Below are 22,395 nucleotides of genomic sequence, written 5' to 3' on the forward strand. Positions count from 1 at the left end.
ATCCACTGATTGACTTGCACCATTGAACATCAGTATACAACAGGATGACTGCCCGGATAAATGGATAAATTCGCATTTCATTTGCATTATTTGTGAACCGCTTATCCGTTTCCTTTGGCCTTGGGCATCTTATCCCGCTGCTGCGGCTTCAGCAGGTTTGGCCGTGTCCTGTTGTGAAGTACAGGCATCCGGAATATGACGTTCCACATCCCCTTCAGATCGAACGGAATGAACGGCCACATGTAAGGCCGGTTAAAGGAACGCTCCGTTGCTAACATGATAAGCAGCAGCGTCGTCACCAACATAAACCCGGGCACCTTGAACAGAGCAACCGCTACGATGAGCACGAGCCGGACAATCCGGTTGGCCAGTCCTAATTCATAGCTGGGCGTTGCGAACATGCCGATGGCCGCAACCGCCATATATAAGATGACTTCGTTCACGAACAGACCTGTCTTAACGGCAATATCTCCGATCAAAATGGCAGCGACTAGCGACATCGCGGTAGACAGCGGCGCAGGTGTATGTACAGCTGCCAAGCGCATCAGATCCACCCCGCCCTCGGCAAGCAGAAACTGCGCGACCATCGGTATCTTCCCCGCTTCCTGTGCGCCTAAGAAAGAGAGTGCAGGCGGTTTAAGCTCTGGTTGAAGGGTAAACAGAAACCAGAGCGGCAGGACAAACAGAGACGACAATATACCGAAGTACCTAATCCATCGTAAATAGGTGCCAATAAACGGGGTTTGCCTATTTTCTTCCGCATGCTGGATATGATCGAAGTAGGTCGTCGGCAAAATCATGACGCTGGGTGACGTATCGACGAAAACCGCCACATTCCCTTCCAGCAAATGGGCGGCCACCACATCCGGACGCTCTGAATATCGGACGAGCGGAAACGGGCTCCATCCCCGTTTTACCGTCGCCTCTTCAAGCTGTTTGTCCGCCAGCGGCAAGCCATCCAGCTTCACCTGCTCGATCTTGTCGCGAATCGACTTCAGCAGCTCTTTATCCACGATATCGTCGATAAAAGCAATGCAGACATCCGTCTGCGTTCGTTCACCGACGCGCATGATTTCGTAACGCAGCTGCTTATCCCGCAATCTGCGTCTGACGAGCGTCACGTTAACCATCAGCGTCTCGACAAAGCCGTCGCGGCTGCCGCGCACGACGCGTTCAAGGGAAGGCTCTTCCGGTCCGCGGCCAGGGAATCGCTTGGCATCAATGAGTAGCACGGCAGCCTCGCCGTCAATATAGAGCGCGCTGGCTCCGGACAGCACATCCGTCATCATGCTGTTCCAATCGGTCTCGTGCGTTACCTGAACGGCAGGCACATACAACTCCAGGAACGACCGGAAGGCGTTCGACGACAAGTCGTCCGGCTGCAAATAGGTCAGCCGTATCAAGACCTCGGTCAGCACTTCATCCTTCGCGAAACCGTTCATGAAAAAAAGCGCTGTCCGCTTATCGCCGAACGTCATTTCCCTTACCACGACGTCAAAGCTGACCTTATAACCCACCTGTTTCTCCAGCATCTCGATATAATCTTCGATTCTGTCCGGAATCGGGGTTTGCCTCGGCTTATCCTCCTTCTTCTTATCGCCCCCTTTTTTCATATGGGCAATAATGGGGATTTCTTCGATTTCTATGTCGAGAGGATCACCCGCATCTTCAGACTGATGCCCCCCTCTTCCTCGCGCTTGCTCCTCCTTAACTTCCTCAACTTCCTTTACTTCGTTAGCTTCCCCCTCAGCTCGCACCTTGCCCTCATCCTCGGCTGCGTTAACATGCCCTTCGGCTTCTTCCTTCCGATACGTAAAGAGTTGAATCGGTTTCTTGAATTTCGTTTTTCCTCTATCGTTTGATTCTTCGTTATCGTAATCGCCCATGCTGCCTCTCCTTCCTTAAGCATCCTCTACGGGACATTAGGTCTTCCATTGAAACACGAGCCAGTCGAACAAGGAACCGGCGACTTTGCCCAATACCATAGCCATGACAAAGGAGGCGAGGAATGCCTGCAGCCGCAGCCGCTTTGCCAATATAGGCAGCACATTCATCACCTCGGTCAGCGCTGCAGCCAGCATGCCGACGAATATACCGTCCAGCAGACCAATGAATAGAAGCGTCACAATATGAGGCAGCGAAACGGACCAGTTCATAAAATCGGCCAACGACCAAAACACCGCACCCAAAACGACAGCTGTTTCGAACCAGGCTGACTTCCGGTAAGCTTGCCCCATCTGGGCCAAGCGCGGTATTAAATCCAGGACGATCAGCAGCGAAACCAATCCGCTCCCCACCGCGATCCCGCCGGCTAATCCGAGCACGACAATAAACAGATGACTCGCCCAGCTAATCATGAGTTCTTCCTTTCGCCGCGTTCGTTCTTGATTCGCATTTCCTCGGCAATGACATAGTCGTTCACGCTCTCCTCATACATAAACAGCTCCACCTCCAGCGGGTTCGGCTCTTCGTTCATTCGCTTGCGGAACAGATGATTGAAGAACACCAGCATGCCGATGCCAATGCCCAGCGAATACGGAATCTGGAACCATAACGGATGCTCCGACTTCTCCCCCGTCACCAGCTCCGTAATTCGCTGATGCACCTCCTTCATGCTGACGTCCGTGTGAAAGTTCATAATGGCGAGACCAGCCCCGAAGAACAGCAGCAGCCACGCCGCTATCAGCACGGCAATACGGGGCTTGGGGGGCGTATCCGCGACAATGACGAGCACCTGCGGATCGCCGAACGTCTCGACTACTACACCGGGGGCCGCCTCGCGAATCGCCTTGACGATTTGCAGCATGTCGATCACGACGCGGTTGCCGTCCTCCGGACGGTGCCGGTGAAGCACGAGCGAATGAAGCCGCTGCTCCAGCTCCGTATCGGCTGCAAATAGCCTCGCCGCCGACCCCAGCGTAACCATATTGTTTGGCTTGATGCCAATCCGTTTGCGCAACCGCAAATAGAGGGTCGAAGACATATCTTCCGTCAACGCACATCCCTCCTAAGTTTAAGATTCATTCCACCTATTGCTGCCTCCGTTAGTATGAGATAAGAAGGGCTAGGATAATCATGCAAAAAGACCAAATCGCCCTATTGGGCAATTTGGTCTCGGATCAACTGCAATATTTTCTTCTCCAGCCTCGACACCTGCACTTGGGAAATGCCGAGTCTTGCCGCTACTTCCGACTGGGTCTGATCGCGGTAATAGCGGAGAAACACGATAAGCCGCTCCCGCTCCGACAAGCCGCCGATCGCTTCATTGAGCGCCAGCTTATCGAACCAGCGCTCTTGGGAATCATCAGCTATCTGATCCATCAGCGTAATCGGATCGCCGTCATTCTCGAACACGGTTTCATGAATCGAGGTCGGCGGTTTATTCGCTTCCTGAGCGAACACGACGTCCTCCGGGCTTATCCCGAGCTGTTCCGCCACCTCTTTAATAGTGGGCAGCCGGCCGAGCACCTTCGATAATTCGTCCTTCGTCTTGCGCACCTTATTGGCTGTTTCTTTCAGCGACCGGCTTACCTTCAGCGTTCCGTCATCACGGAGGAACCGTTGAATTTCGCCTATAATCATCGGCACCGCGTAGGTGGAGAATTTCACGTCATACGACAGATCGAACTTATCCACAGACTTCAGCAGGCCTATGCATCCGATCTGGAATAGATCCTCGGGCTCGTAGCCGCGGCCCATAAACCGCTGCACGACCGACCAGACCAATCGTATGTTGCAGTGTACGAGCGTATCGCGGGCAACGGAATCGCCGGATTGACTAAGGGCAATGAGCCGCTTCACTTCAGAATCGTCCAAATAAGGCTGCGCCGTTTTTTTCATATCGACTTCCATGAGGTCCAACCCCTACGCGCTTAGTTAAACAGCGCTTTTTTCGATTCGATACGCTTGGTCATCGCAATGGATGTACCCCTGCCCGGTTCACTCGACACGTCAAATCCGTCCATGAAGTTTTCCATAATCGTGAAACCCATGCCCGATCGTTCCATCTCCGGCTTGGAGGTGAACAACGGCTGCCGAGCCAAATCCAAATCCTCAATCCCGCTGCCGTTGTCCTTGACGATCAGCGTGATGGTGTCCACCTCAATCATCGCTTCGATGGTGACCATTCCGCTCGGATCACTCTCGTAGCCATGGATGATGGCATTAGTCACGGCCTCAGAGACGACCGTCTTCAAATCGTTCAGCTCCTCCATCGTCGGATCGAGCTGAGAGACGAACGCAGCGACTGCGACGCGCGCGAATGCCTCATTTTCCGAACGTGCGGAGAACGTCAGCCTCATCTCATTCGTTCCGTTCATGAAACGACCTCCAGACTTGTGAGCGCGAGCCGCTCATTATCGTGAATCGGCAATATTTTGAACAGCCCGGAAAGCTCGAACAGACGATAGACACCGGGATTGACATCGCAGACGACCATTTTGCCATCCTTGGCCTTCAACTGCTTGTACCGGCCGAGAATGACGCCTAGACCCGAGCTGTCCATAAACAGGAGACCCTTCAAACTCAGAATGACATGATCGCTGCCGCCGCGCAGTATAGCCTCTTCCATCTTAAAGCGGACAGCGTCAGCCGTATGGTGGTCCAGCTCTCCGCGCAGCCTTACGATAAGCACATTGCGGTAATGCTCCAGTTCAACCTGCAAACTCATAGCTCGTTCAACTCCTAAACGTTTTTGCGTAGCTCTGCCGAGGCTGCTTACCCGCAATCGCAAGGCCCTTGCAACCACCGCTTCGAAAACGTCGGCCGCCTTGAATAGCGGCTCTGAACAAGCATTTCTACGAGTCTGCAGCTATTTCCTGCCTCCCGACAAAACTAGAAGCAGGACGCTAAGAGCTGACAAAAAGCGCAAACGGCGCGGTTTTTACCGATTAAGAGAAGAGACTTCCGCATGAACGCTTAAATAGCGTCCACCAGCCGGCCTTGTTCACCGATACCGGGGCATCGACCGCAAATTCAGCGAGCACCTCATCGCCTTGATAGACGATTAGCTTGCCGATCGGCTCATTGACTTTAACCGGTGCTTTAAGCGGCGCCAGCTGGAGCTCATGCCGGATGTCCTTCACCGTGCTTCCTTTTTTCAGCAGAACGCTGTAGGAATGCTTCGCCGTCAGCTCAACCTCCCGCACGTTCCCCTTCTCCACCTTAACAGTCCCCATCAAATCGCCTTTTTTGAAAATCGAATGGTTCATGTATTGGGCAAACGTATAATCGAGCATCTGGGAAACTTCCGCATTACGCGTCTTGGTATTCGGCTCGCCCATTACAACGGCAATGACGCGCAATCCGTCACGTCTTGCGGTAGCCGTCAAGCAAAACTTGGCTTCGCTCGTGAAGCCGGTCTTCAATCCGTCCGCCCCCGTGTAAAACCGGACAAGCTTATTCGTATTGACCAGCCAGAACGGCTTCTCCGTCGTTTTCCGAAGATAGTCTTGATACAAACCGGTATATTTCGTAATTTCGGCATGCTTCAGGAGCTCCATCGACATCACCGCAATATCATGCGCGGATGTGTAATGATTCTCTGCAGGGAGTCCGTTACAGTTGGCAAAATGGGTGTTTTTCAGCCCGAGTTCAGCCGCGCGTTTGTTCATCAATTCGACGAAAGCCGCTTCCGTCCCGGCAATCTTCTCGGCCATGGCGACGGATGCATCATTGCCCGAGGCAAGCGCAATGCCCTTGAGCATCTCCTCGACCGACATTTCCTCGCCGGGCTCCAAGAAAATCTGCGAACCGCCCATTGAAGCGGCATATTCGCTTGTCGGCACTTTGTCGGTCATTTTAATGACGCCTTCATCGAGCGCTTCCATGATGAGCAGCATGGTCATAATTTTGGTGATGCTGGCAGGCGGAAGCCGGTCATGGCTGTTTTTCTCGTATATGATCGTTCCGCTGCCTTGATCCATCAAGATGGCCGAACGCGCTGACGGCGCCAATTCGGTCTGACTGTTCGGCGCTGCTTTAGACGGCTTCTCTTCCTTCGCCCCTGCGGCGGCAGGAGCCAGTGTTATCATTATGGCGGTACTGAGCAATACAATCAGTCGTTTACAGTGTCTATTCATTGGTTAGTTCCCCTCCTGGATCCGGCCCGCATTGTAAGCAAACCCGAAGTACGGCTAAAATCTCTTTCTTAGTGTCGACCGATACGCGTTAAATTATTCCACTTCCTCCAAGGAAGACGGGGGAATTTGAAATCAGGAGTTGAACGTACGAAAGTTGACGGTTAACATGAACTGCGCAGGCGACTGCTCTTCCCGATCGTTCAAGGCTTACCCAACATCCCCTCTGGGATAAAAAAAAAGGCTGAACAGGTGTGAGGGCCTGTTCAGCCTTTCCCTACTATTATCAAGGTACAACTGCGCTGCCGCAGCAGTTGTACCCTTATTCCTGCGAATAGCGCTGCACGCCTGCCGCCGTCACGACCGACAACAGCAGCGGCTGCATATCCGGAGCTGCATTCCCGATCGTGTAAGCGTTACGCGTTCGCTCTGCAACTTGGCGGGTCTTCTCGTCGTCGGCACCCGCGTGCAGCCATGCGATCGGATCCCCTTCCTCTACGCGGTCTCCGACCTTGCGGCTGATCATCAGACCAACGGCGTAATCGATCTGATCATCCTTCGTTTCACGCCCGGCACCCAGCAGCATCGCTGCCAGACCCAGCTCTTCGGCGTTGATTCGCTGAACATACCCGCTCCTTCCGGCAGTCGCCTCGACAATGGCGGGCGCTTGAGGCAGCCGATCCGGATCGTCCACAACGGAGGGATCTCCCCCTTGAGCTGCCACGAACGCCCGGAACTTATCCAATGCCGCACCGGATGCAAGGCGGTCCCGAAGCATGGCTTCCGCCGTCTTCAAATCCGGCGCCTGCCCGCCAAGCACGACCATTTGCGCACTAAGGGCAAGACACAGCTCGGTCAGATCGGACGGACCTTCCCCGCGCAAGGTTGCAATAGCCTCCCGCACCTCCAGCGCATTGCCGATTGCATAACCGAGCGGCTGATCCATGTCGCTAATGATCGCCGAGGTTTGTCGGCCAACCTCTGCACCGATGTCTACCATAGCCTTGGCTAACGCCTCGGCATCGGCGGCTGTTTTCATGAATGCACCGCTGCCGGTCTTTACATCCAGCACGATAGCATCCGCGCCGGCCGCGATTTTCTTGCTCATGACTGAGCTTGCGATAAGCGGGATGGATTCCACGGTCGCGGTTACGTCACGCAGCGCATACAGCTTCTTGTCCGCCGGAGTAATATTGCCGCTCTGTCCGATCACGGCAAGGCCGATCCCGTTCACCTGCTCGAAAAACTGCTCCTGCGTCAGCTCCGTTCGGAAGCCGGGGATCGCTTCGAGCTTGTCGATCGTGCCCCCTGTATGGCCGAGCCCGCGGCCGGACATCTTGGCGACCGGAATTCCGCAGGCTGCGACGAGCGGCCCGATAATTAGCGTTGTCTTGTCGCCGACGCCTCCGGTGCTATGCTTGTCCACCTTGATCCCATGAATTGGCGACAAATCGACCTGATCGCCCGATCGCGCCATGGCGAGCGTCAGCTCGGCCGTCTCCCGAGCATTCATCCCCTGGAAGTAAACCGCCATCGCCCATGCCGACATCTGGTAATCAGGGATTTCTCCACGGCTGTAGCCATCCACAAGAAACGAGAGCTCGCCTCGCGTCAGCTGCCCTCCGTTTCTCTTCTTATGTATCAGATCGACCGTACGCATCTATGGCGCCCTCCTCGAAGCTGCGGGCACAAACGGCCGCAGAGGTCACTTCACGCGCTCAAGCAACCTGCGTTTCTCCGTTTGTACTTCCACTATTAATCGGTCGAGCGACTGGCTTAATACAAGCACATCCTGATGCAGCAAATCATCTTTTCGAATCGCTTCATCCACGAGTTGTCCGCGCAGTCGCTCCAACCGGCGATTGGTTTGGTTGTCCATGTAAATCCCCTTTTTCCGTCATTTATCACGGACATTATACGACGAACCACCGGACAAAGAATGTCATAATCGGTCGACCCAATTGTTACAATTTTGTTACAATAATGGGGTAAAACGTTTTTACAGCTGCGGAACGACACCATTTATGAGACCAAGGAACCGGGACTTTACCCGCTCGGTAGTTTCCATAACTTCGGCATGCGATAACGGCTGATCCAGAATACCTGAGGCCATATTGCTGATGCAGGAAATACCAAGCACTTCAATACCGGAATGACGCGCCGCGATGACTTCCGCCACAGTCGACATACCGACAGCATCCGCTCCCATCACGCGCATCATGCGGATTTCTGCGGGCGTTTCATACGATGGTCCCAGAACGCCGATGTAAACACCTTCTCGCAGCGTGAATCCTTGCTTCTCCGCCGTTTGGCGGGCCAGCCCGCGCAGTCGGCGGCAGTAGGCCTCGGACATATCAGGGAAGCGCGCACCCAGCTCCTCGTCATTCGGTCCGATCAACGGGTTGCGCGACGTCAAGTTAATATGGTCGCTGATCAGCATTAAATCTCCGGGCTCATAGCCGGTATTAATACCGCCGGCAGCATTCGTCACAACGAGCGTCTTGACGCCGATTGCCTTCATGACGCGGACCGGAAAGGAGGTCAGTTCAGGGCCGTAGCCTTCGTACATATGAAATCTTCCGCGCATCAGCACGACGGGCCGGCCGGACAACAGACCGATCATGAGCTCGCCCGCATGGCCTTCAACCGTCGATATCGGAAAATGCGGTATTTCATGATACGGAATGGTTACAGAATCTACGATATGATCGCCCAGAATGCCAAGCCCGGAACCCATAATCAGCCCGATCTCTGGCTGGATTGCCGTACGGGCGGCAATGTATTCTGCCGCTTCTCTAATGTGTGTTGATTGTAACATATTCATCGTCCAATTCCTCCTCCGCAGCCGGTTTTGGCCGCTTCCTGCATATATTAGAGCAATTCGTTCAGGAACGACGTGCCGTTCCCTGGCCGCTCTACGCCGAAATTATGAGCTATTGTTGCGGCAATGTCCGCAAACGTTGTTCTAATGCCTAGCGAGCCAGCCGATTGAAGAGATGGGCCGTATACGAGCAGAGGGACATATTCACGCGTATGATCCGTTCCCGTATAGGTCGGATCATTGCCGTGATCGGCGGTAAGGATCAGCAGATCGCTCTCGCCAAGGCTCTCCGCCAGCTCCGGCAGGCAGCGGTCGAAGGCCTCGAGCGCTTCCCCGTAACCCTTCGGATCGCGCCTATGGCCGTAGAGGGCATCGAAATCGACCAAATTTGTAAATAACAGCCCTTTGAACGGGCGCTCCAGCATGGCTACCGTCTGTCTGATCCCATCGTCGTTGCTCTTCGTCGGCCTCGCTTCCGTAATGCCTTCCCCGCTGAAAATATCCTGAATCTTCCCGATGGCGATGACATCTCGCCCTGCTTCCTTCAGGGCGTTCAGCACGGTAGGCTCCGGCGGATTCACCGCGTAATCATGACGATTCGGCGTTCTCCGAAAGTCGCCCGGCGTTCCAACGTAAGGCCGTGCGATGACCCGGCCGATAGCATACGGGTCTTGGAGCGTCAGCTCCCGCGCAATTTTGCAGCCCTCATATAGCTCTTCAAGCGGAATAACGTCTTCGTGTGCGGCAATTTGAAATACGCTGTCCGCGGACGTATAGACGATCCATTTGCCGGTTCTCATCTGCTCGTCTCCGAGCTCATTGAGAATTTCCGTTCCGCTGGCGGGCTTATTGCCCAGCACGCCGCGGCCGGTCCGCGCCTCGAATTCATCGAGCAGCTCGCGCGGGAATCCATCCGGGAACGTGCGAAACGGAACCGTAACCCGGAGTCCCGCCAGCTCCCAATGGCCGGTCATCGTATCTTTGCCGACGGAAACCTCCGCCATCTTTCCGTAGTAGGCCTGTGCCTGTCCTTCCGGTCTCCAGCTGCCGAGCGGCGCAATCCGGTCGAGTCCCCAGCTGCGCATATGCGGCAAGGCCAAGCTGGGCATCGTCTCCAAAATATGTCCGATCGTATGAGCGCCTGTATCCCCAAAAGCGCCGGCATCCGGCAGCTCACCGATGCCGACGCTATCGAGCACGATCAGCGTTATTCGTTCGAATCGCATCTTTCCACCCCTATCTGAACGCGGCCTCTAGAACCGCTACTTAACCCTTGCTCTTGGATGCGCCTGGTTGTAGACGTCCTTGATGCGCGATTTGGTGACCTGCATGTAGATCTGGGTTGTGGAGATATCGGCATGACCGAGCATCTCCTGCACCGATCGCAAATCGGCTCCGTTCTCCAGCAGGTGCGCCGCAAAGGAATGCCGAAGCGTATGCGGCGTGATGTCGCCGACGACACCCGCTTCCTGCGCATATTTCTTTATGATCTTCCAAAAACCTTGACGGGACATTCCCGTTCCAAGCTGATTCAAGAACAGAGCCTGTTCATCCATCCTATCCTTCAGCAGCTTGTCCCGCATGCCATCCAGGTAAGCCGTGATCGCATCGCATGCAATTCTGCCCAGCGGAATAATTCTTTCCTTCTCGCCGGATCCCACACAGCGGACAAATCCGAGCGGCAGGTTCAAATGGCCGACCTCAAGCGAGATCAATTCCGTTACGCGAATGCCTGTCGCATAAAGCATTTCAAGCATCGCTTTGTCGCGTACACCGGCTGCGGTGGCCGTATCAGGTGTATCCATCAGCCGCTCCACCTGCTCGATCGTGAGCACCAGCGGCAGCCGCTTCTCCTGCTTCAAGGTCTCCAGCTCCACGGAGGGGTCGCTTGGAATGAGACGCTCTCTCGTTAAATATTGAAAATAAGAGCGTATGGACACCGTATGGCGGGACACGGTCGCGACCGCCCGCCCCTGCTGCTTCAGCTCCAGCAAATAACGCGCGATATGATGCTTATGCATGTCCTGTGGCGCAGTCAGCCCGTGCTGCTCCGCATAATCGAGGAACGCAGTCAAATCCCGCTCGTATGATTCCAATGTATTCCGGGAGAGTCTCCTTACGGTAGACAAGTATTGGATAAAAGGTTGAAGCTGCGATTTCATGGAATATTCCCTCCCGGTAGTGATGCCAAGATGCCTATATTCCACAACGCCCCCCTTTTTTCCTGCCAAACCGCTCGAATTGCTGTCGAATCATCAAACATTCTTCCTAAAAAACACGTCGCAAGTCTCATTCACCGTACCAGTAGAATAGCCGCAGTCTTTCGGTGAACGTCGCGTCATCTGCCGTTCCTTCCGCCATACTGGACACCTTCAGCGCCTGTCCTTGGGGTACCCGGTATGGATCGGCCGGCGTTAACCACGCCGCAAGCCATTGGCAGCCGTCATACACGACTGTCGTACAAAGCACCATCAGCACGATGAACAGCGCTCTTCGAAACCATCTGCGAGCCGATAGCACCATAGCGCCCGCCCTCCTCTATGTGCATGCTTGAAGAAACCGCCTCTTTGGCGGTTTGTCCTTTACATCCACCTTATGAGAACAGCGGCGGAATCATGTCAGTCCATTACATGGCCCTGCTCATCGATCGGCAGGCGATCCAGAAGCTGCTGAAGCGGTCTATACGGCTGTGCTAAGGCTTCGGCCACTTTGGGATGAGTAATATGACCGCCGTACGTATTTACGCCCTTTCCGAGCGGCTCATTGCTTCTGATCGCCTCCCCCAGCCCTTTGTTGGCCAGTTCAAGCGCATAAGGCATCGTGACGTTAGTAAGGGCGTAGGTCGAGGTCCGCGGCACCGCCCCCGGCATATTGGCGACGGCATAATGCAGCACGCCATACTTCTCGTAAACCGGATTGCTGTGCGTCGTGACACGATCGATTGTAGCGATCGTCCCGCCTTGATCCACGGCAACATCTACAATGACCGAGCCTTTCTTCATCGTTTGCACCATCTCTTCCGTGACGAGATGAGGAGCGCGGGCACCCGGGATGAGCACCGCTCCAATGAGCAGGTCCGCCTTGCGGACCGCATTCGCAATATTATGCGGATTAGACATCAGCGTACGAATCCGGCCCCCATACACCTCATCGATATAGCGCATCCGCTCGGCGCTCCTCTCCAGTATGACGACGCTTGCCCCCATGCCCAGAGCGATCTTCGCGGCATTCAAGCCGACGATGCCTCCGCCGAGAATAATGACCTCTGCTGGCGGAACGCCCGGAACGCCTCCAAGCAGAATACCCCGTCCGCCATAGAAAGCCTCCAAAAACTGACTGCCGACCTGAACGGCCATTCGGCCCGCAACCTCGCTCATTGGCGTCAACAGCGGAAGGCTGCCGCCCGGAAGCTGTATCGTCTCGTACGCGATCCCGGTTACCCCATTGTCCGTCAGAGCCTGCGTCAGCTCCGGCGCCGCTGCTAGATGCAAGTACGTGAACAACAGCAGCCCTTCCCGGAAATAACCGAACTCGGCCGGCAGCGGTTCCTTCACCTTCATGATCATATCTGCCCGAGCCCAAACTTCAGCCGCCGCGGGTACCATCTTGGCTCCTTCGGCTACATACAGGTCGTCCGCAAACCCGCTTCCTTCTCCTGCGCTAGCCTGGACGAGCACCTCATGCCCTGCCCCGATCAGCATGCTGGCGCCGGCAGGCGTGACCGCGACACGGTATTCATTAGACTTGATTTCTTTTGGCACGCCGATTATCATTCGCAACTACCTCCTCGTACCTACATATGCAACGAAAGGACGGGTTGACAGTCCTTACGCGATACGGTTTCCTCCAGAAACGCAAAATATGTGTTTGGACGGCACCTACCCACGCCTGGTCAAGTTCGCCCCCATACACTGAATTACACGAATAAGATATTTTAGACGCTCCTAAGGAGGACATAGACTTGCAGAAGGTGGAAAGAATGCTTCGGCGCTGTCAAGTCAGTGGCATATCCGGCCATACCATTCGGCAAATGATCCGCTTCAAATACCGCCGCCATTATGCGCGATGCATGAGAGAGCTTCGGAAATACGGGATACGGCCGGCAAAGAGCATCAAAGGGGAGCGGATTATCTGCTGCAACATAGACAGCCGGCAATTACAGCGTTTCCGCTCGCTTATGGCCCATCCCCATATCAAATACGTGGAGCCGGACTTCGTCATAAAAGCGCATATGCTTCCGTCTCCGAGCAGAGGCGGCGGTCTTGCCGGAAGCCGTACGAAGCCGGGCATGCCAGTCACCTTGCAGCGCAGCCAGATCCATAACACACCGGGTGGCAAGCGCTCCGGCAGTAGGAGCCCGCGAACAGGAAAGTCCCTACCGCTGCTGTTCAAAAGGATTGTGCGGCGGCAGCCCGGTGGAAAGGCTGCCGCTGCACAATCCTGCCCGGCCGGCGTCACCTGGAACGTATGCCGCGTGCAGGCTCCAGAGGTATGGCCCCGGACGCGAGGGGGGAGCATTCCGATCGCCATCATCGATACCGGCATCGCCAATCACCCCGATCTGTATATCGCCGGCGGGATTAACACCATCAACGGGTCGTCGTATCGCGACGATAACGGACATGGAACCCATGTTGCAGGAATCGCCTCCGCGCTTGGAACAAGCGGCCTCATTCCCGGCGTCGCCCCCCGTGCCAAGTTGTATGCGGTGAAGGCGCTCAATGCCAACGGGGAAGGATTTATCTCCAATATTGTTGAGGGGATCGATTGGTGTATAAGAAAGGGCGTCCGCGTGATCAATCTAAGCCTTGGTCTGCAGGGCGCATCCAGCACCGCACTTCGCGATGCTGTGAAGAGGGCGCGCAGTAAGGGGATTATTGTCGTCTCCTCCGCAGGGAACAGCGGTGCAGGCAGCGGCGGGATCGACGAGCCCGCCAGTTATCCGGAGACGCTTGCCGTTGCAGCCTCTACACGGGATAACCAAATTGCCAGCTTCAGCAGCCGGGGCTCCGGCATCGATGTGACCGCACCCGGCACCGCCATACGCTCAACCTCGCCCGGCGGCGGTTATCAGACGATGGAGGGCACAAGCATGGCCAGCCCGCATGTGGCCGGCGGAGCTGCGCTGCTGCTGAGCCAGGATCCAAGGCTAACCCCCTCTCAGGTGGCGCAGCGGCTTCGCGCCTCCGCACAAAGGCTTTCCGGCTATTCCTCTGCTTCCCAGGGATCGGGTTTGCTGCAAATTGCGGATGCGCTCTCCTTAAGAAGCAGCAGGGTCCGGGCACGCCGGACTGCCAGGATCAGCTGCCGCTGCACGCTCAGCAAGCGCGGTAAGCGCAGTAAGCAGCGCAAGAAACGCTAGGCCCCCGGTCATTCTTCCAGCCTCCGGAATGAAAAAACTCCCACCGTGCGGTCGCAGTCATCACTAGGGATGACTCACGCTGCACGCGGGAGTTATTGTTGATCGTTCTTTTGGCGGCATCTTCTGCAGATGCCTTGGAAATCAAGACGATGGTCGATGACAGTAAAGCCATATTCCTTCTCGAGCCGCTCTTCAAGCGGTCCGAGCCAGTCTTCCAAGATCTCATCCATCGTTCCGCATTGTACGCAGATCAGATGATGATGGTGATGCTTGTTATTGTCCGTGCGCAGATCGTATCGGGCAACGCCGTCACCGAAATTCAATTTCTCTACGACATGGAGCTCACTGAGAAGCTCGAGTGTCCGATATACGGTTGCAAGGCCGATTTCCGGCGCTTTATCCTTCACGAGCATAAACACATCTTCGGCGCTCAGATGGTCTTCCTCGTTCTCCAGTAACACCCGTACCGTCGCCTCGCGCTGCGGGGTGAGCTTGTACCCTTGCGACTGCAGCTGCTGCTTAATTTTATCAATCCGGGATTCCATGGTTTCCCCCCTCGCACATGGCTCATGCCCATCGCCGGAAACACTTGTTTTTATTATAGAGTCACATTGCGAGGAAAGTCAAACTTTTTAGAATGATTACAATCCACCGGCCGCCCCGCTCAGCAGCGGAGCAGCCCACTTCAGCAGGCTTGGAGAAACGAACGCCTCAATCAAGGCTGCGCCGGCGATAATAAGAAGCATCGCGACCGCCGTTGAGGTATGGGACAGGAATGGCCCTCCAAGCGTACCGTATCTCCCCATAATCCGGTTCCGTATCATGTAGAGAGAGAACGAGACTGCCGAGACGCTTGCGATCAATATAGCGGGAACGACAATCAGGTTGGGCGGGGCAACCGAGACCAGCGAGAACAGAAGCCCGTTCCATTCATGCTGACTGACCAGCGTACCGACCGCAAACCCGACAAGAACCCCTTTTAAGAAATCAAGCGCAAGCACGAGCGGCATCCCCACTACCGTCAGCCCAAGCACCCAGATGAGTATGAGCCATTTGGCATGAAAAAAAACGCGTTCCCAGAACGACTCCGACCCGTCCGCACCCATCCCCGCCTGAATGCGCTGAACAAGCTGCTGCACATCTCCCGCCAAATTCTGCTGCTGGTCGAGTGTCAGCGCGCCCACGAGCAGCACGCCGAAGACAACGCCAACGACAAACAATACCGAGACGAATACATAAAGCGTCAACTGATCTTTCATCAGCGATTGCTGCATAGGCGAACGCATGGCATACGACCTCCACTTCAACGTTTTGCGGAGCAAAACTCGCATCGACGAGCATAAGCTCTTCCACGATAAAGTGTATGTCCAAGCCCTCGCTGCTATGACGAATGACGATGACCATGACGTTCGCTCCCCATTACGAACGCGCCACAGTGCCGTACCGCCCGCCGCCCCCGGCATTCAATTGCAGCTTACCGTCCCGCGCTGCGGCGATGGCCGCCGCTGCCGTATCACCGGCAATCCCCGCGATCTCTTCCCGCGAAGCGGTATGCAATACGGCCATCTCGGTTCCGAACCGGTCAAGCAGCTTGTTCAGCGTCACCTTCCCGATGCCTGGAACGAACTCCAGCGGCACTTGATAGATATATGGGGGCCGGTTGTCCTGCGCCGGGAGCTGTGTCCGACCGGCTTTCGCCCCGAGCTCCTCGATGCGGTCCATCACACCTTTTACCAGCTTCAGGCTTCCGCACGCCGGGCAGCGCTCGGCTGCCGCTTCCGCACCTGCAAGGGAAGAACAGCTCAAACAATACGTACGATGATACTTCCCAAGCAGCGGATTCAGCCCGTAATTGGCTGCGATCGACCGGCCCTCTCTTTCCTTGAGTGCAAGTGCAAATTCGGCGAATGACGGCTCCTTCAGCAGCAGCGCGTTGTACTCCCGGCCAATCTTGGCCAGTGAATGCGCATCGGAATTCGTCAGAAACGGCAGTTCATCCAGATCGGGAATCCACCCTGCCATCGCCGTATCCGAGCTTAGTCCCAATTCAACCGCATCGACGCCCGAGGGATCGAGCGTGTCCCCAAGCCGATCCGAGCAGCTTCCGAATAAGCTTTTATGCGGGGTGAAAATATGCGCGGGGATGAATAGGCCTCCCCTGCCCTTCGCTTCCTCTTGAAGTACGCGAGAGGGGACATAGATGCGTTGTGAGCTGAGATTCACGTTCCGCATATGGCGCGACATCCAGACCGTAAAGTCGCACATCGCACCAAAGGTCGGCAAATAGACGAGATGATGGGCAGGGCCGCAGCCTGCATCCCTGACTTCGATTTCCGCCCCTAATAGAATCGTCGTATTCCGGTACCGGATGCCGCCGCCTTCAATTTCCTCCATCTCGCCAGTGTCGAGCAGGCTTGCGATATCCTCCTGCACGCCCGGGGAGTGGCAGTCAATGACACCGAGAAGCCCGATCCCCTTCCGATGTGCCGCTTCTTGGGCGATGCTCCGGAAGGTCAAGTTGCGGCTGGCGCTGATCTTGACAGCCTCCCCGCTCTCCGTGCTGCCGATATGCAGATGCAGATCGGCGAAAACCCGGCCAAGCTTCTGGCTTCGCATAATTAAATCTCACCCGTCAGTCTGTAGACCTGCCAGGCATAGACAGCCAGTATCGTCTTGGCATCGCTGATTCGTTCTTCCCGGATATACTGCTGCGCCTGCTCGAAGGTGATAGCCTCCACATTCAAGAACTCGTCTTCATCCGGATTGCTCTCTCCTTTGACCAGATCCTCCGCCAGAAATATGAATAGCTTCTCGTCGGCAAAGCCCGGCGATGTGTAGAATGCGCTTAGCGGTCTTAGCCGGCCGGCCTTGTAGCCCGTTTCTTCCTCAAGCTCGCGTCCCGCCGCAACGATGGGATCTTCTCCAGCGTCCAGCTTGCCTGCTGGAATCTCCACTTGGAATTTCTCCATCGGCTTGCGGTACTGTTCCACGACCAGCATCTTGCCGTCGATTAGAGCGAGCACCGCAGCCGCGCCCGGATGTCTGACGATTTCCCGCGTCGCCGTCCCCCCGGTCGGCAGCTCGACCGTATCTACCTGCAGCGAAATGATTTTCCCTTGGAAGATCGGCTCCGTATGAACGGTCCGCTCCCGATATTCATCTGTCTTCTTCAACATAAATGTCTCTCCTTATTGGATATCGGATCTATAAATGCTGCATTAGGAAGCCGTGGTATAACCTGTCCGGCTTCCGCATATGCTTCATTATATCAAACCAAGGCTTTCAAAAAACGAATTTACGATTAATACCATCTAAAGGGGGAATATGACATGAAGCAGTATTCCGTCTCCACCCAGCTCATGCTCGTCGGTAAAGCATGGGAAATCCGTCATCAGCTCCGGCTTATGACAAGGCAGGTTCCGTCCAGCAGCCAGGATTCAAGCCGTACCTTAGGCGAATATCTCGAGCATCGACGTCCTCTACAACGCTAACCTTCCTTACTCTATATATAAATTCAGATACAGCCTATGAGCGTCGCCTCCGCGAGCGGCTCCTGCAAGGGACGCTCCCGCAAAGATGCATGAAGAAACCCGTCAGGCTTAGGCCTGGCGGGTTTCTTCATGCTGTTAATCCGGCATATGCAAGCACCGCCGGCATCATTGCCCTGCGCGATTGCCGCAGCGTTCCCCGTTTATCCGCTGGGACCGCCTTCTATGCCTGTCTATTCGCCGCTTGCTTGATAAGCTCGACGACGAGCTCGGCTGTTTTCACGAGATCCCTCACACGGATCTGTTCTTTCGTTGTATGGATATGCTCATAGCCGACCGCCAGATTAACCGTCGGAACGCCCAGACCGTTAAAAATATTGGCATCGCTGCCTCCGCCCGAATGGAACGTCTTCGGCGTGCCGCCGATGCTTGCAATGGCGGTTTTCGCCAACTCTACGACCGGATCTCCGTCTTCGTACGAATATGCCGGATAAATAATTTGGCTCTCGAAATCAGCCGATGCTCCGTATTCCGCCACAACGGCCTCGACCGCTTCTCTCATCGACGCAATCTGCTTATCCAGCTTATCGCCGGCGATGCTGCGCGCTTCTGCGTCCAATTTGACGAAATCACACACGATATTGGTTGCGCCTCCGCCTTCGAAACGTCCGATATTGGCGGTCGTTTCGTGATCGATCCGGCCAAGCGGCATCCGCGCGATCGCTTTCGCGGCGACTTGTATGGCGCTAATGCCCTTCTCGGGATTAACGCCGGCATGCGCCGATTTACCATGAATCTTGATTGAGATCTTCGCTTGTGCCGGCGCTGCGACGGCAATGTCTCCGACCTCGCCATTGGAATCCAGCGCATAACCGAATTTGGCTTCCAGCTTTGCGGAATCAAGCGACCTTGCACCGACGAGTCCCGATTCCTCCCCGGCGGTAATGATAAATTGTACGGCACCGTGCGGGATGGTCTGCTCCTTCAGCACCCGGATCGCTTCCAGCATCGCGGCGAGCCCGGCTTTGTCATCACTGCCCAGAATCGTCGTCCCGTCGCTGCGAATATAGCCGTCGGCATCAAGCTGCGGCTTGATGCCGTTGCCCGGCGTGACCGTGTCCATATGGGATGTGAAGAAGATCGTCTCTGCCTCCGGCGCACCGCTTGCATTCAGCTTAACAATCAAGTTGCCCGCACCGTGTCCGGTGACGGACGCCGAATCGTCTTCCTCGACGGACAATCCTAGTGCAGTGAACTCTTTCGTCAGCACATCGCATATTTGCCGCTCATTCTTCGTCTCGCTATCTACCCGGACAAGCGACAAAAACTGCTCTACTAACCGCTGCTCTTGAATCATTGACTTTCCTCCGTCCCTCTTTATCGTTTACAATAGGCTAGAACGTCTATAAATCTATTATCCGGAAGGGGCCTATTTCCATGCGCACGAATCGCATCATGAGGATTGTCGTTTGGCTGCTCATCATTTCACTGCTTATGTCCACCCTGCTCGTCGGCATCGGTTGGGTGCTCGAATAGATTCGTCAGATCCGCAGCCTCAAATCCGAAACTCCGGCAAAAGTAAGGAATCAGCTCTTCGGCCGCTTGTCGGACACTCAGGTGTATGCCCGTTAGATCCGTAAAGGACGTGACGTCATACTCCTGAATGCCGCAAGGCACAATTCCCCGAAAGCCTTCTTCGCCAATGCCAGCCTTCAGATTGAGCGCGAAGCCATGACTCGTCACGAATCCCCGGCGGGTCCGGCATTTGTTGAATTTTACCCCGATCGCCGCAAGCTTCGCATTGCCTACCCATACACCCGTATACTCCGGCTTCCGTCCGCCTTGAATGCCATAACCCGCGAGCCAATCAATGATAATCTGCTCCAGCTGTCTTAAATAGCCATGCAAATCCAACCCTGCCGCGTCCAGGTACAAGAGCGGGTAACCGACCAGTTGTCCGGGACCATGGTACGTAATGTCTCCGCCCCGGTCGATATGGAACACTTGAATCCCCTCTTCGGCCAGCTGCTCGTCCGAGTACAGCAGATGCTCCGGATGACGCTGCGAACCGACCGTATAGGTTGGCGGATGCTGAAGCAGGAGCAGCGTCTCACGCCGCTCCTCCTTGTCAATTTGCTTCACATAAGCTTTCTGCAGCTCCCACGCTTCGGCATAGCCAATTAGGGGGGTATAGCTGGCTTCCAGCTGTTTTAAATTCGTTGTCATCGCAAGTCAAGCCTCGTTTCAATACAGTTTCATTTCCTGATCGAAACCTTCGAGCGTATCTTTGACGCGCTGCAGAAACCGCCCGCAAATAACGCCGTCCAGAATACGATGGTCAAGTGACAAGCATACATTGGCCATGGAGCGAACCGCAAGCATATCATTGATGACGACAGGACGTTTTACGATGGATTCGAATGTCACGATTGCCGCCTGCGGGTAGTTGATGATCGGCTGGGTCAGAATCGAACCGAACGATCCCGTATTGTTCACAGTGAAGGTTCCGCCTTGAACATCATCCAGCTTAAGCTTGCCATCGCGCGTTTTGCGAGCCAATACGTCGATTTCTCGCGCAATGCCGGCAATATTCTTCTGGTCGGCATTCTTGATAACCGGCGTGATAACCGAGTCCTCGGTACCGACGGACAGCGATATGTTAATGTCCCGCTTAACGATAATTTTATCAACGGCCCACACGGAGTTAATGATTGGATAATCCTTGATCGCGTTGACGACCGCCTTGATGAAGAAGGCCAGGTACGTCAGATTGACGCCTTCGCGCGCACGGAACTCGTCCTTGAGCTTGTTGCGCAGGACGACGAGATTCGTAACGTCCACCTCAATCATCATCCAGCCATGCGGAATTTCCGTTACGCTCTGGCGCATCTTCTGGGCGATCGTGTTACGGATCGGCGTAATGTCGACGAACGTCTCGCCGCTGCCGGGTATCGATTGGCCTTCAACCTCGATATGCGGAATTCGCGGCGTCTCCGAGAAATGAATGCCGGACGAGCGAACCGGCACTCTCGGATCCATGTTCAGCTGCTCGGGCTTAGCAGCCGCTACAGAAGGCTCCGCTTTGGGCGCAGCAGCCTGCTTAACCGCTCCGGAAGCGACGTAAGCCAGCACATCCTTGCGCGTGATCCGGCCGCCCAATCCCGTACCCGGCACCAGAGTCAGATTGACGCCATGCTCGGCGGCAATTTGTTGAACTGCGGGCGAATAGCGGTGGCGCATGCTCGTATCGCCGTCCCCGCTTGCTGTGAAACCAGCCGCCTCAGCGGAGAGAGCTGCGTTACCGCTGCCCTTGCCGGCTTCTTGCGGGTTGCTGCCCGAGCTGCTCGGTATGCCCTCCGCAATGTCATCCTCCGTCTCCACAAGACAGATCGGTGTTCCAACGGGAATCGTCTCGCCGGCGCCGACCAAAATTTTGACCAGCGTACCCTTCAGCGTGGAAGGCAGCTCGGCATTAACCTTGTCGGTAATGATTTCAGCGAGCGGCTCATAGACGTCTACCGGGTCGCCGGGCTGCTTCAACCATTTTTCAATCGTTGCCGATACGAGCGATTCCGCTAACTGCGGCATGATGACTTCCACAACGGTTTTCATGATTATCAACTCCTAAAAACATTTTTCTACAGGAAAAATGCTGCTTGGTATTAGTAGAGCGCGAGATGGCGCATCGATTCCTTCACTTTTTCTTTATTGAGCATAAAAAACTTCTCGCCCGGCGGATTGATCGGCATCGCCGGCACATCCGGACCGCATAGCCGCATAATTGGGGCATCCAGCTCATAGAGCATCTCTTCCGCGATAATCGCGGATACCTCGCCCCCGATACCGCCGAACTTATTGTCCTCATGGATAATCAATACTTTGCCGGTACGGCGCGCCGCTTCGAGAATCGCCTCTTTGTCCAGCGGCTGCAGCGTACGCAGATCGAGGATATGCGCGGAAATCCCCTCCTGTGCCAGCTCCTCGGCCGCTTCCATCGCATAGTGAAGCGGGAGACTGTAGCTGATGACCGTAATATCATCACCCTCGCGCAGCACGTTCGCTTTGCCGATCGGAACCGTATAGTCAGTGTCCGGCACCTCGCCGACGACGAGCTTATAGCATTTTTTATTCTCAAAATATAGCACCGGATCCGGATCGCGAACGGCCGCCTTCAGCAGCCCTTTCGCATCGTACGGCGTGTACGGCGCGACGATCTTCAGCCCCGGTGTTCCGAAGAAGACTGATTCCGGACATTGGGAATGATACAAGCCGCCGAATACGCCCCCTCCGATCGGTGCGCGAACGACAAGCGGACAGTTCCAGTCATTATTCGAGCGGTAGCGGATTTTGGCCGCTTCGCTGATGATTTGGTTCGTCGCCGGAAACATGAAATCCGAATACTGCATCTCTGCAATCGGCTTCATGCCATACATCGCAGCTCCGATCGCAACGCCGGCAATAGCCGATTCCGCCAGCGGGGCATCGAGCGCGCGCAGTTCGCCGAACTGCTCCTGAAGTCCTTTAGTCGTGGTGAATACGCCGCCCTTCAGGCCCACATCCTCGCCGAGAACGAAGACGTCCTCATCGCGTTCCATCTCTTCCTTCATCGCCAGGCGTATTGCATCGATATATTCCATTACGGCCATC

General features: G+C 55.3%; 24 protein-coding genes. 2 read left to right on the top strand and 22 right to left on the bottom strand.

Annotated features, from left to right (window positions below):
- Positions 1 to 101 precede the first annotated feature (101 nt).
- The 14 genes from NNL21_RS05170 to ald all read right to left on the bottom strand — a co-directional run bounded on the left by NNL21_RS05170 (position 102) and on the right by ald (position 12,671).
- The gene (locus tag NNL21_RS05170) at positions 102 to 1,886 is read right to left on the bottom strand and encodes a spore germination protein (RefSeq protein WP_256555055.1); all 1,785 of its coding nucleotides are present in this window, start codon (positions 1,884 to 1,886) and stop codon (positions 102 to 104) included.
- A gap of 36 nt (positions 1,887 to 1,922) precedes the next feature.
- A complete protein-coding gene (locus tag NNL21_RS05175; protein WP_204816347.1) occupies positions 1,923 to 2,357 on the bottom strand; it encodes a stage V sporulation protein AB in 435 nt (144 codons plus the stop codon).
- Positions 2,354 to 2,983: a stage V sporulation protein AA gene (locus NNL21_RS05180; RefSeq protein WP_204816783.1), complete on the bottom strand. Its 630-nt coding sequence runs from the start codon at positions 2,981 to 2,983 to the stop codon at positions 2,354 to 2,356. Before NNL21_RS05180 ends, NNL21_RS05175 begins: the two co-directional genes overlap by 4 nt.
- Positions 2,984 to 3,096: 113 nt before the next feature.
- Positions 3,097 to 3,852: an RNA polymerase sporulation sigma factor SigF gene (gene sigF / locus NNL21_RS05185; protein ID WP_204816348.1), complete on the bottom strand. Its 756-nt coding sequence runs from the start codon at positions 3,850 to 3,852 to the stop codon at positions 3,097 to 3,099.
- A 20-nt stretch (positions 3,853 to 3,872) separates the two neighbouring features.
- A complete protein-coding gene (gene spoIIAB / locus NNL21_RS05190) occupies positions 3,873 to 4,319 on the bottom strand; it encodes an anti-sigma F factor (protein WP_204816349.1) in 447 nt (148 codons plus the stop codon).
- Entirely contained in the window at positions 4,316 to 4,669 is a 354-nt protein-coding gene (spoIIAA, locus tag NNL21_RS05195; RefSeq protein WP_204816350.1) for an anti-sigma F factor antagonist, read from the bottom strand. The genes spoIIAB and spoIIAA overlap by 4 nt, the downstream gene beginning before the upstream one ends.
- A gap of 220 nt (positions 4,670 to 4,889) precedes the next feature.
- Positions 4,890 to 6,032, bottom strand: coding sequence for a D-alanyl-D-alanine carboxypeptidase family protein (locus tag NNL21_RS05200; protein WP_256555095.1), 1,143 nt, complete (start codon positions 6,030 to 6,032; stop codon positions 4,890 to 4,892).
- Between the two features lie 367 nt (positions 6,033 to 6,399).
- On the bottom strand, positions 6,400 to 7,737 hold the full coding sequence (locus tag NNL21_RS05205; RefSeq protein ID WP_204816352.1) for a pyrimidine-nucleoside phosphorylase: 1,338 nt from the start codon (positions 7,735 to 7,737) through the stop codon (positions 6,400 to 6,402).
- 45 nt (positions 7,738 to 7,782) lie between these two features.
- Positions 7,783 to 7,956 carry an aspartyl-phosphate phosphatase Spo0E family protein gene (locus NNL21_RS05210; RefSeq protein WP_204816353.1) on the bottom strand — a complete coding sequence of 58 codons (174 nt, stop codon included), beginning with the start codon at positions 7,954 to 7,956 and terminating at the stop codon, positions 7,783 to 7,785.
- Positions 7,957 to 8,076: 120 nt separating this feature from the next.
- Positions 8,077 to 8,901 carry a purine-nucleoside phosphorylase gene (locus NNL21_RS05215; RefSeq protein WP_373567521.1) on the bottom strand — a complete coding sequence of 275 codons (825 nt, stop codon included), beginning with the start codon at positions 8,899 to 8,901 and terminating at the stop codon, positions 8,077 to 8,079.
- A 47-nt stretch (positions 8,902 to 8,948) separates the two neighbouring features.
- Positions 8,949 to 10,124, bottom strand: a complete 1,176-nt coding sequence (locus NNL21_RS05220; RefSeq protein ID WP_204816354.1) for a phosphopentomutase — start codon at positions 10,122 to 10,124, stop codon at positions 8,949 to 8,951.
- A gap of 36 nt (positions 10,125 to 10,160) precedes the next feature.
- Positions 10,161 to 11,060 (bottom strand): site-specific tyrosine recombinase XerD, encoded by a 900-nt coding sequence (gene xerD / locus NNL21_RS05225; protein ID WP_204816355.1) that lies wholly within the window; start codon positions 11,058 to 11,060, stop codon positions 10,161 to 10,163.
- Positions 11,061 to 11,187: 127 nt separating this feature from the next.
- Positions 11,188 to 11,421, bottom strand: coding sequence for a YqzK family protein (locus tag NNL21_RS05230; protein ID WP_204816356.1), 234 nt, complete (start codon positions 11,419 to 11,421; stop codon positions 11,188 to 11,190).
- 95 nt (positions 11,422 to 11,516) lie between these two features.
- Positions 11,517 to 12,671 carry an alanine dehydrogenase gene (gene ald / locus NNL21_RS05235; protein ID WP_204816357.1) on the bottom strand — a complete coding sequence of 385 codons (1,155 nt, stop codon included), beginning with the start codon at positions 12,669 to 12,671 and terminating at the stop codon, positions 11,517 to 11,519.
- Between the two features lie 197 nt (positions 12,672 to 12,868).
- On the opposite strand from ald, the gene NNL21_RS05240 reads away from it, so the two are divergent.
- Positions 12,869 to 14,260, top strand: a complete 1,392-nt coding sequence (locus NNL21_RS05240; protein ID WP_256555096.1) for a S8 family peptidase — start codon at positions 12,869 to 12,871, stop codon at positions 14,258 to 14,260.
- A 92-nt stretch (positions 14,261 to 14,352) separates the two neighbouring features.
- On the opposite strand, the gene fur is transcribed toward NNL21_RS05240, so the two are convergent.
- The 4 genes from fur to NNL21_RS05260 all read right to left on the bottom strand — a co-directional run bounded on the left by fur (position 14,353) and on the right by NNL21_RS05260 (position 17,436).
- Positions 14,353 to 14,805, bottom strand: a complete 453-nt coding sequence (fur, locus tag NNL21_RS05245; RefSeq protein ID WP_204816359.1) for a ferric iron uptake transcriptional regulator — start codon at positions 14,803 to 14,805, stop codon at positions 14,353 to 14,355.
- 96 nt (positions 14,806 to 14,901) lie between these two features.
- Positions 14,902 to 15,546 (bottom strand): stage II sporulation protein M, encoded by a 645-nt coding sequence (gene spoIIM / locus NNL21_RS05250; protein WP_204816360.1) that lies wholly within the window; start codon positions 15,544 to 15,546, stop codon positions 14,902 to 14,904.
- A gap of 133 nt (positions 15,547 to 15,679) precedes the next feature.
- A complete protein-coding gene (locus tag NNL21_RS05255; RefSeq protein ID WP_204816361.1) occupies positions 15,680 to 16,876 on the bottom strand; it encodes an endonuclease Q family protein in 1,197 nt (398 codons plus the stop codon).
- A gap of 2 nt (positions 16,877 to 16,878) precedes the next feature.
- Positions 16,879 to 17,436, bottom strand: a complete 558-nt coding sequence (locus tag NNL21_RS05260; protein ID WP_204816362.1) for an NUDIX hydrolase — start codon at positions 17,434 to 17,436, stop codon at positions 16,879 to 16,881.
- Positions 17,437 to 17,589: 153 nt separating this feature from the next.
- Between NNL21_RS05260 and mciZ the strand changes: the two genes are divergently transcribed.
- Entirely contained in the window at positions 17,590 to 17,751 is a 162-nt protein-coding gene (gene mciZ / locus NNL21_RS05265) for a Z-ring formation inhibitor MciZ (protein WP_204816363.1), read from the top strand.
- Between the two features lie 220 nt (positions 17,752 to 17,971).
- Here the strand turns inward: mciZ and NNL21_RS05270 are convergent, their stop codons facing one another.
- From NNL21_RS05270 to NNL21_RS05285, 4 genes are all read right to left on the bottom strand, one after another.
- Complete coding sequence (locus tag NNL21_RS05270; protein ID WP_204816364.1) at positions 17,972 to 19,105, bottom strand: M20/M25/M40 family metallo-hydrolase; 1,134 nt, start codon at positions 19,103 to 19,105, stop codon at positions 17,972 to 17,974.
- Positions 19,106 to 19,233: 128 nt separating this feature from the next.
- Positions 19,234 to 19,974 (bottom strand): lipoyl(octanoyl) transferase LipB, encoded by a 741-nt coding sequence (lipB, locus tag NNL21_RS05275; protein ID WP_204816365.1) that lies wholly within the window; start codon positions 19,972 to 19,974, stop codon positions 19,234 to 19,236.
- A gap of 18 nt (positions 19,975 to 19,992) precedes the next feature.
- Complete coding sequence (locus NNL21_RS05280) at positions 19,993 to 21,360, bottom strand: dihydrolipoamide acetyltransferase family protein (RefSeq protein ID WP_204816366.1); 1,368 nt, start codon at positions 21,358 to 21,360, stop codon at positions 19,993 to 19,995.
- A gap of 50 nt (positions 21,361 to 21,410) precedes the next feature.
- Positions 21,411 to 22,394, bottom strand: coding sequence for an alpha-ketoacid dehydrogenase subunit beta (locus NNL21_RS05285; RefSeq protein ID WP_204816367.1), 984 nt, complete (start codon positions 22,392 to 22,394; stop codon positions 21,411 to 21,413).
- Between the last annotated feature and the right edge of the window lies 1 nt (position 22,395).

This window comes from Paenibacillus mendelii (assembly GCF_024498075.1).
Classification (GTDB): Bacteria; Bacillota; Bacilli; order Paenibacillales; family Paenibacillaceae; genus Paenibacillus_Z; species Paenibacillus_Z mendelii.

What these genes read in the sequence shown, in the direction of transcription:
- NNL21_RS05170 (WP_256555055.1), bottom strand. Translation starts at nt 1,886, where the DNA reads ATGGGCGATTACGATAACGAAGAATCAAACGATAGAGGAAAAACGAAA.
- NNL21_RS05175 (WP_204816347.1), bottom strand. Translation starts at nt 2,357, where the DNA reads ATGATTAGCTGGGCGAGTCATCTGTTTATTGTCGTGCTCGGATTAGCC.
- NNL21_RS05180 (WP_204816783.1), bottom strand. Translation starts at nt 2,983, where the DNA reads ATGTCTTCGACCCTCTATTTGCGGTTGCGCAAACGGATTGGCATCAAG.
- sigF (WP_204816348.1), bottom strand. Translation starts at nt 3,852, where the DNA reads ATGGAAGTCGATATGAAAAAAACGGCGCAGCCTTATTTGGACGATTCT.
- spoIIAB (WP_204816349.1), bottom strand. Translation starts at nt 4,319, where the DNA reads ATGAACGGAACGAATGAGATGAGGCTGACGTTCTCCGCACGTTCGGAA.
- spoIIAA (WP_204816350.1), bottom strand. Translation starts at nt 4,669, where the DNA reads ATGAGTTTGCAGGTTGAACTGGAGCATTACCGCAATGTGCTTATCGTA.
- NNL21_RS05200 (WP_256555095.1), bottom strand. Translation starts at nt 6,032, where the DNA reads ATGATAACACTGGCTCCTGCCGCCGCAGGGGCGAAGGAAGAGAAGCCG.
- NNL21_RS05205 (WP_204816352.1), bottom strand. Translation starts at nt 7,737, where the DNA reads ATGCGTACGGTCGATCTGATACATAAGAAGAGAAACGGAGGGCAGCTG.
- NNL21_RS05210 (WP_204816353.1), bottom strand. Translation starts at nt 7,956, where the DNA reads ATGGACAACCAAACCAATCGCCGGTTGGAGCGACTGCGCGGACAACTC.
- NNL21_RS05215 (WP_373567521.1), bottom strand. Translation starts at nt 8,901, where the DNA reads ATGAATATGTTACAATCAACACACATTAGAGAAGCGGCAGAATACATT.
- NNL21_RS05220 (WP_204816354.1), bottom strand. Translation starts at nt 10,124, where the DNA reads ATGCGATTCGAACGAATAACGCTGATCGTGCTCGATAGCGTCGGCATC.
- xerD (WP_204816355.1), bottom strand. Translation starts at nt 11,060, where the DNA reads ATGAAATCGCAGCTTCAACCTTTTATCCAATACTTGTCTACCGTAAGG.
- NNL21_RS05230 (WP_204816356.1), bottom strand. Translation starts at nt 11,421, where the DNA reads ATGGTGCTATCGGCTCGCAGATGGTTTCGAAGAGCGCTGTTCATCGTG.
- ald (WP_204816357.1), bottom strand. Translation starts at nt 12,671, where the DNA reads ATGATAATCGGCGTGCCAAAAGAAATCAAGTCTAATGAATACCGTGTC.
- fur (WP_204816359.1), bottom strand. Translation starts at nt 14,805, where the DNA reads ATGGAATCCCGGATTGATAAAATTAAGCAGCAGCTGCAGTCGCAAGGG.
- spoIIM (WP_204816360.1), bottom strand. Translation starts at nt 15,546, where the DNA reads ATGCGTTCGCCTATGCAGCAATCGCTGATGAAAGATCAGTTGACGCTT.
- NNL21_RS05255 (WP_204816361.1), bottom strand. Translation starts at nt 16,876, where the DNA reads ATGCGAAGCCAGAAGCTTGGCCGGGTTTTCGCCGATCTGCATCTGCAT.
- NNL21_RS05260 (WP_204816362.1), bottom strand. Translation starts at nt 17,436, where the DNA reads ATGTTGAAGAAGACAGATGAATATCGGGAGCGGACCGTTCATACGGAG.
- mciZ (WP_204816363.1), top strand. Translation starts at nt 17,590, where the DNA reads ATGAAGCAGTATTCCGTCTCCACCCAGCTCATGCTCGTCGGTAAAGCA.
- NNL21_RS05270 (WP_204816364.1), bottom strand. Translation starts at nt 19,105, where the DNA reads ATGATTCAAGAGCAGCGGTTAGTAGAGCAGTTTTTGTCGCTTGTCCGG.
- lipB (WP_204816365.1), bottom strand. Translation starts at nt 19,974, where the DNA reads ATGACAACGAATTTAAAACAGCTGGAAGCCAGCTATACCCCCCTAATT.
- NNL21_RS05280 (WP_204816366.1), bottom strand. Translation starts at nt 21,360, where the DNA reads ATGAAAACCGTTGTGGAAGTCATCATGCCGCAGTTAGCGGAATCGCTC.
- NNL21_RS05285 (WP_204816367.1), bottom strand. Translation starts at nt 22,394, where the DNA reads ATGGCCGTAATGGAATATATCGATGCAATACGCCTGGCGATGAAGGAA.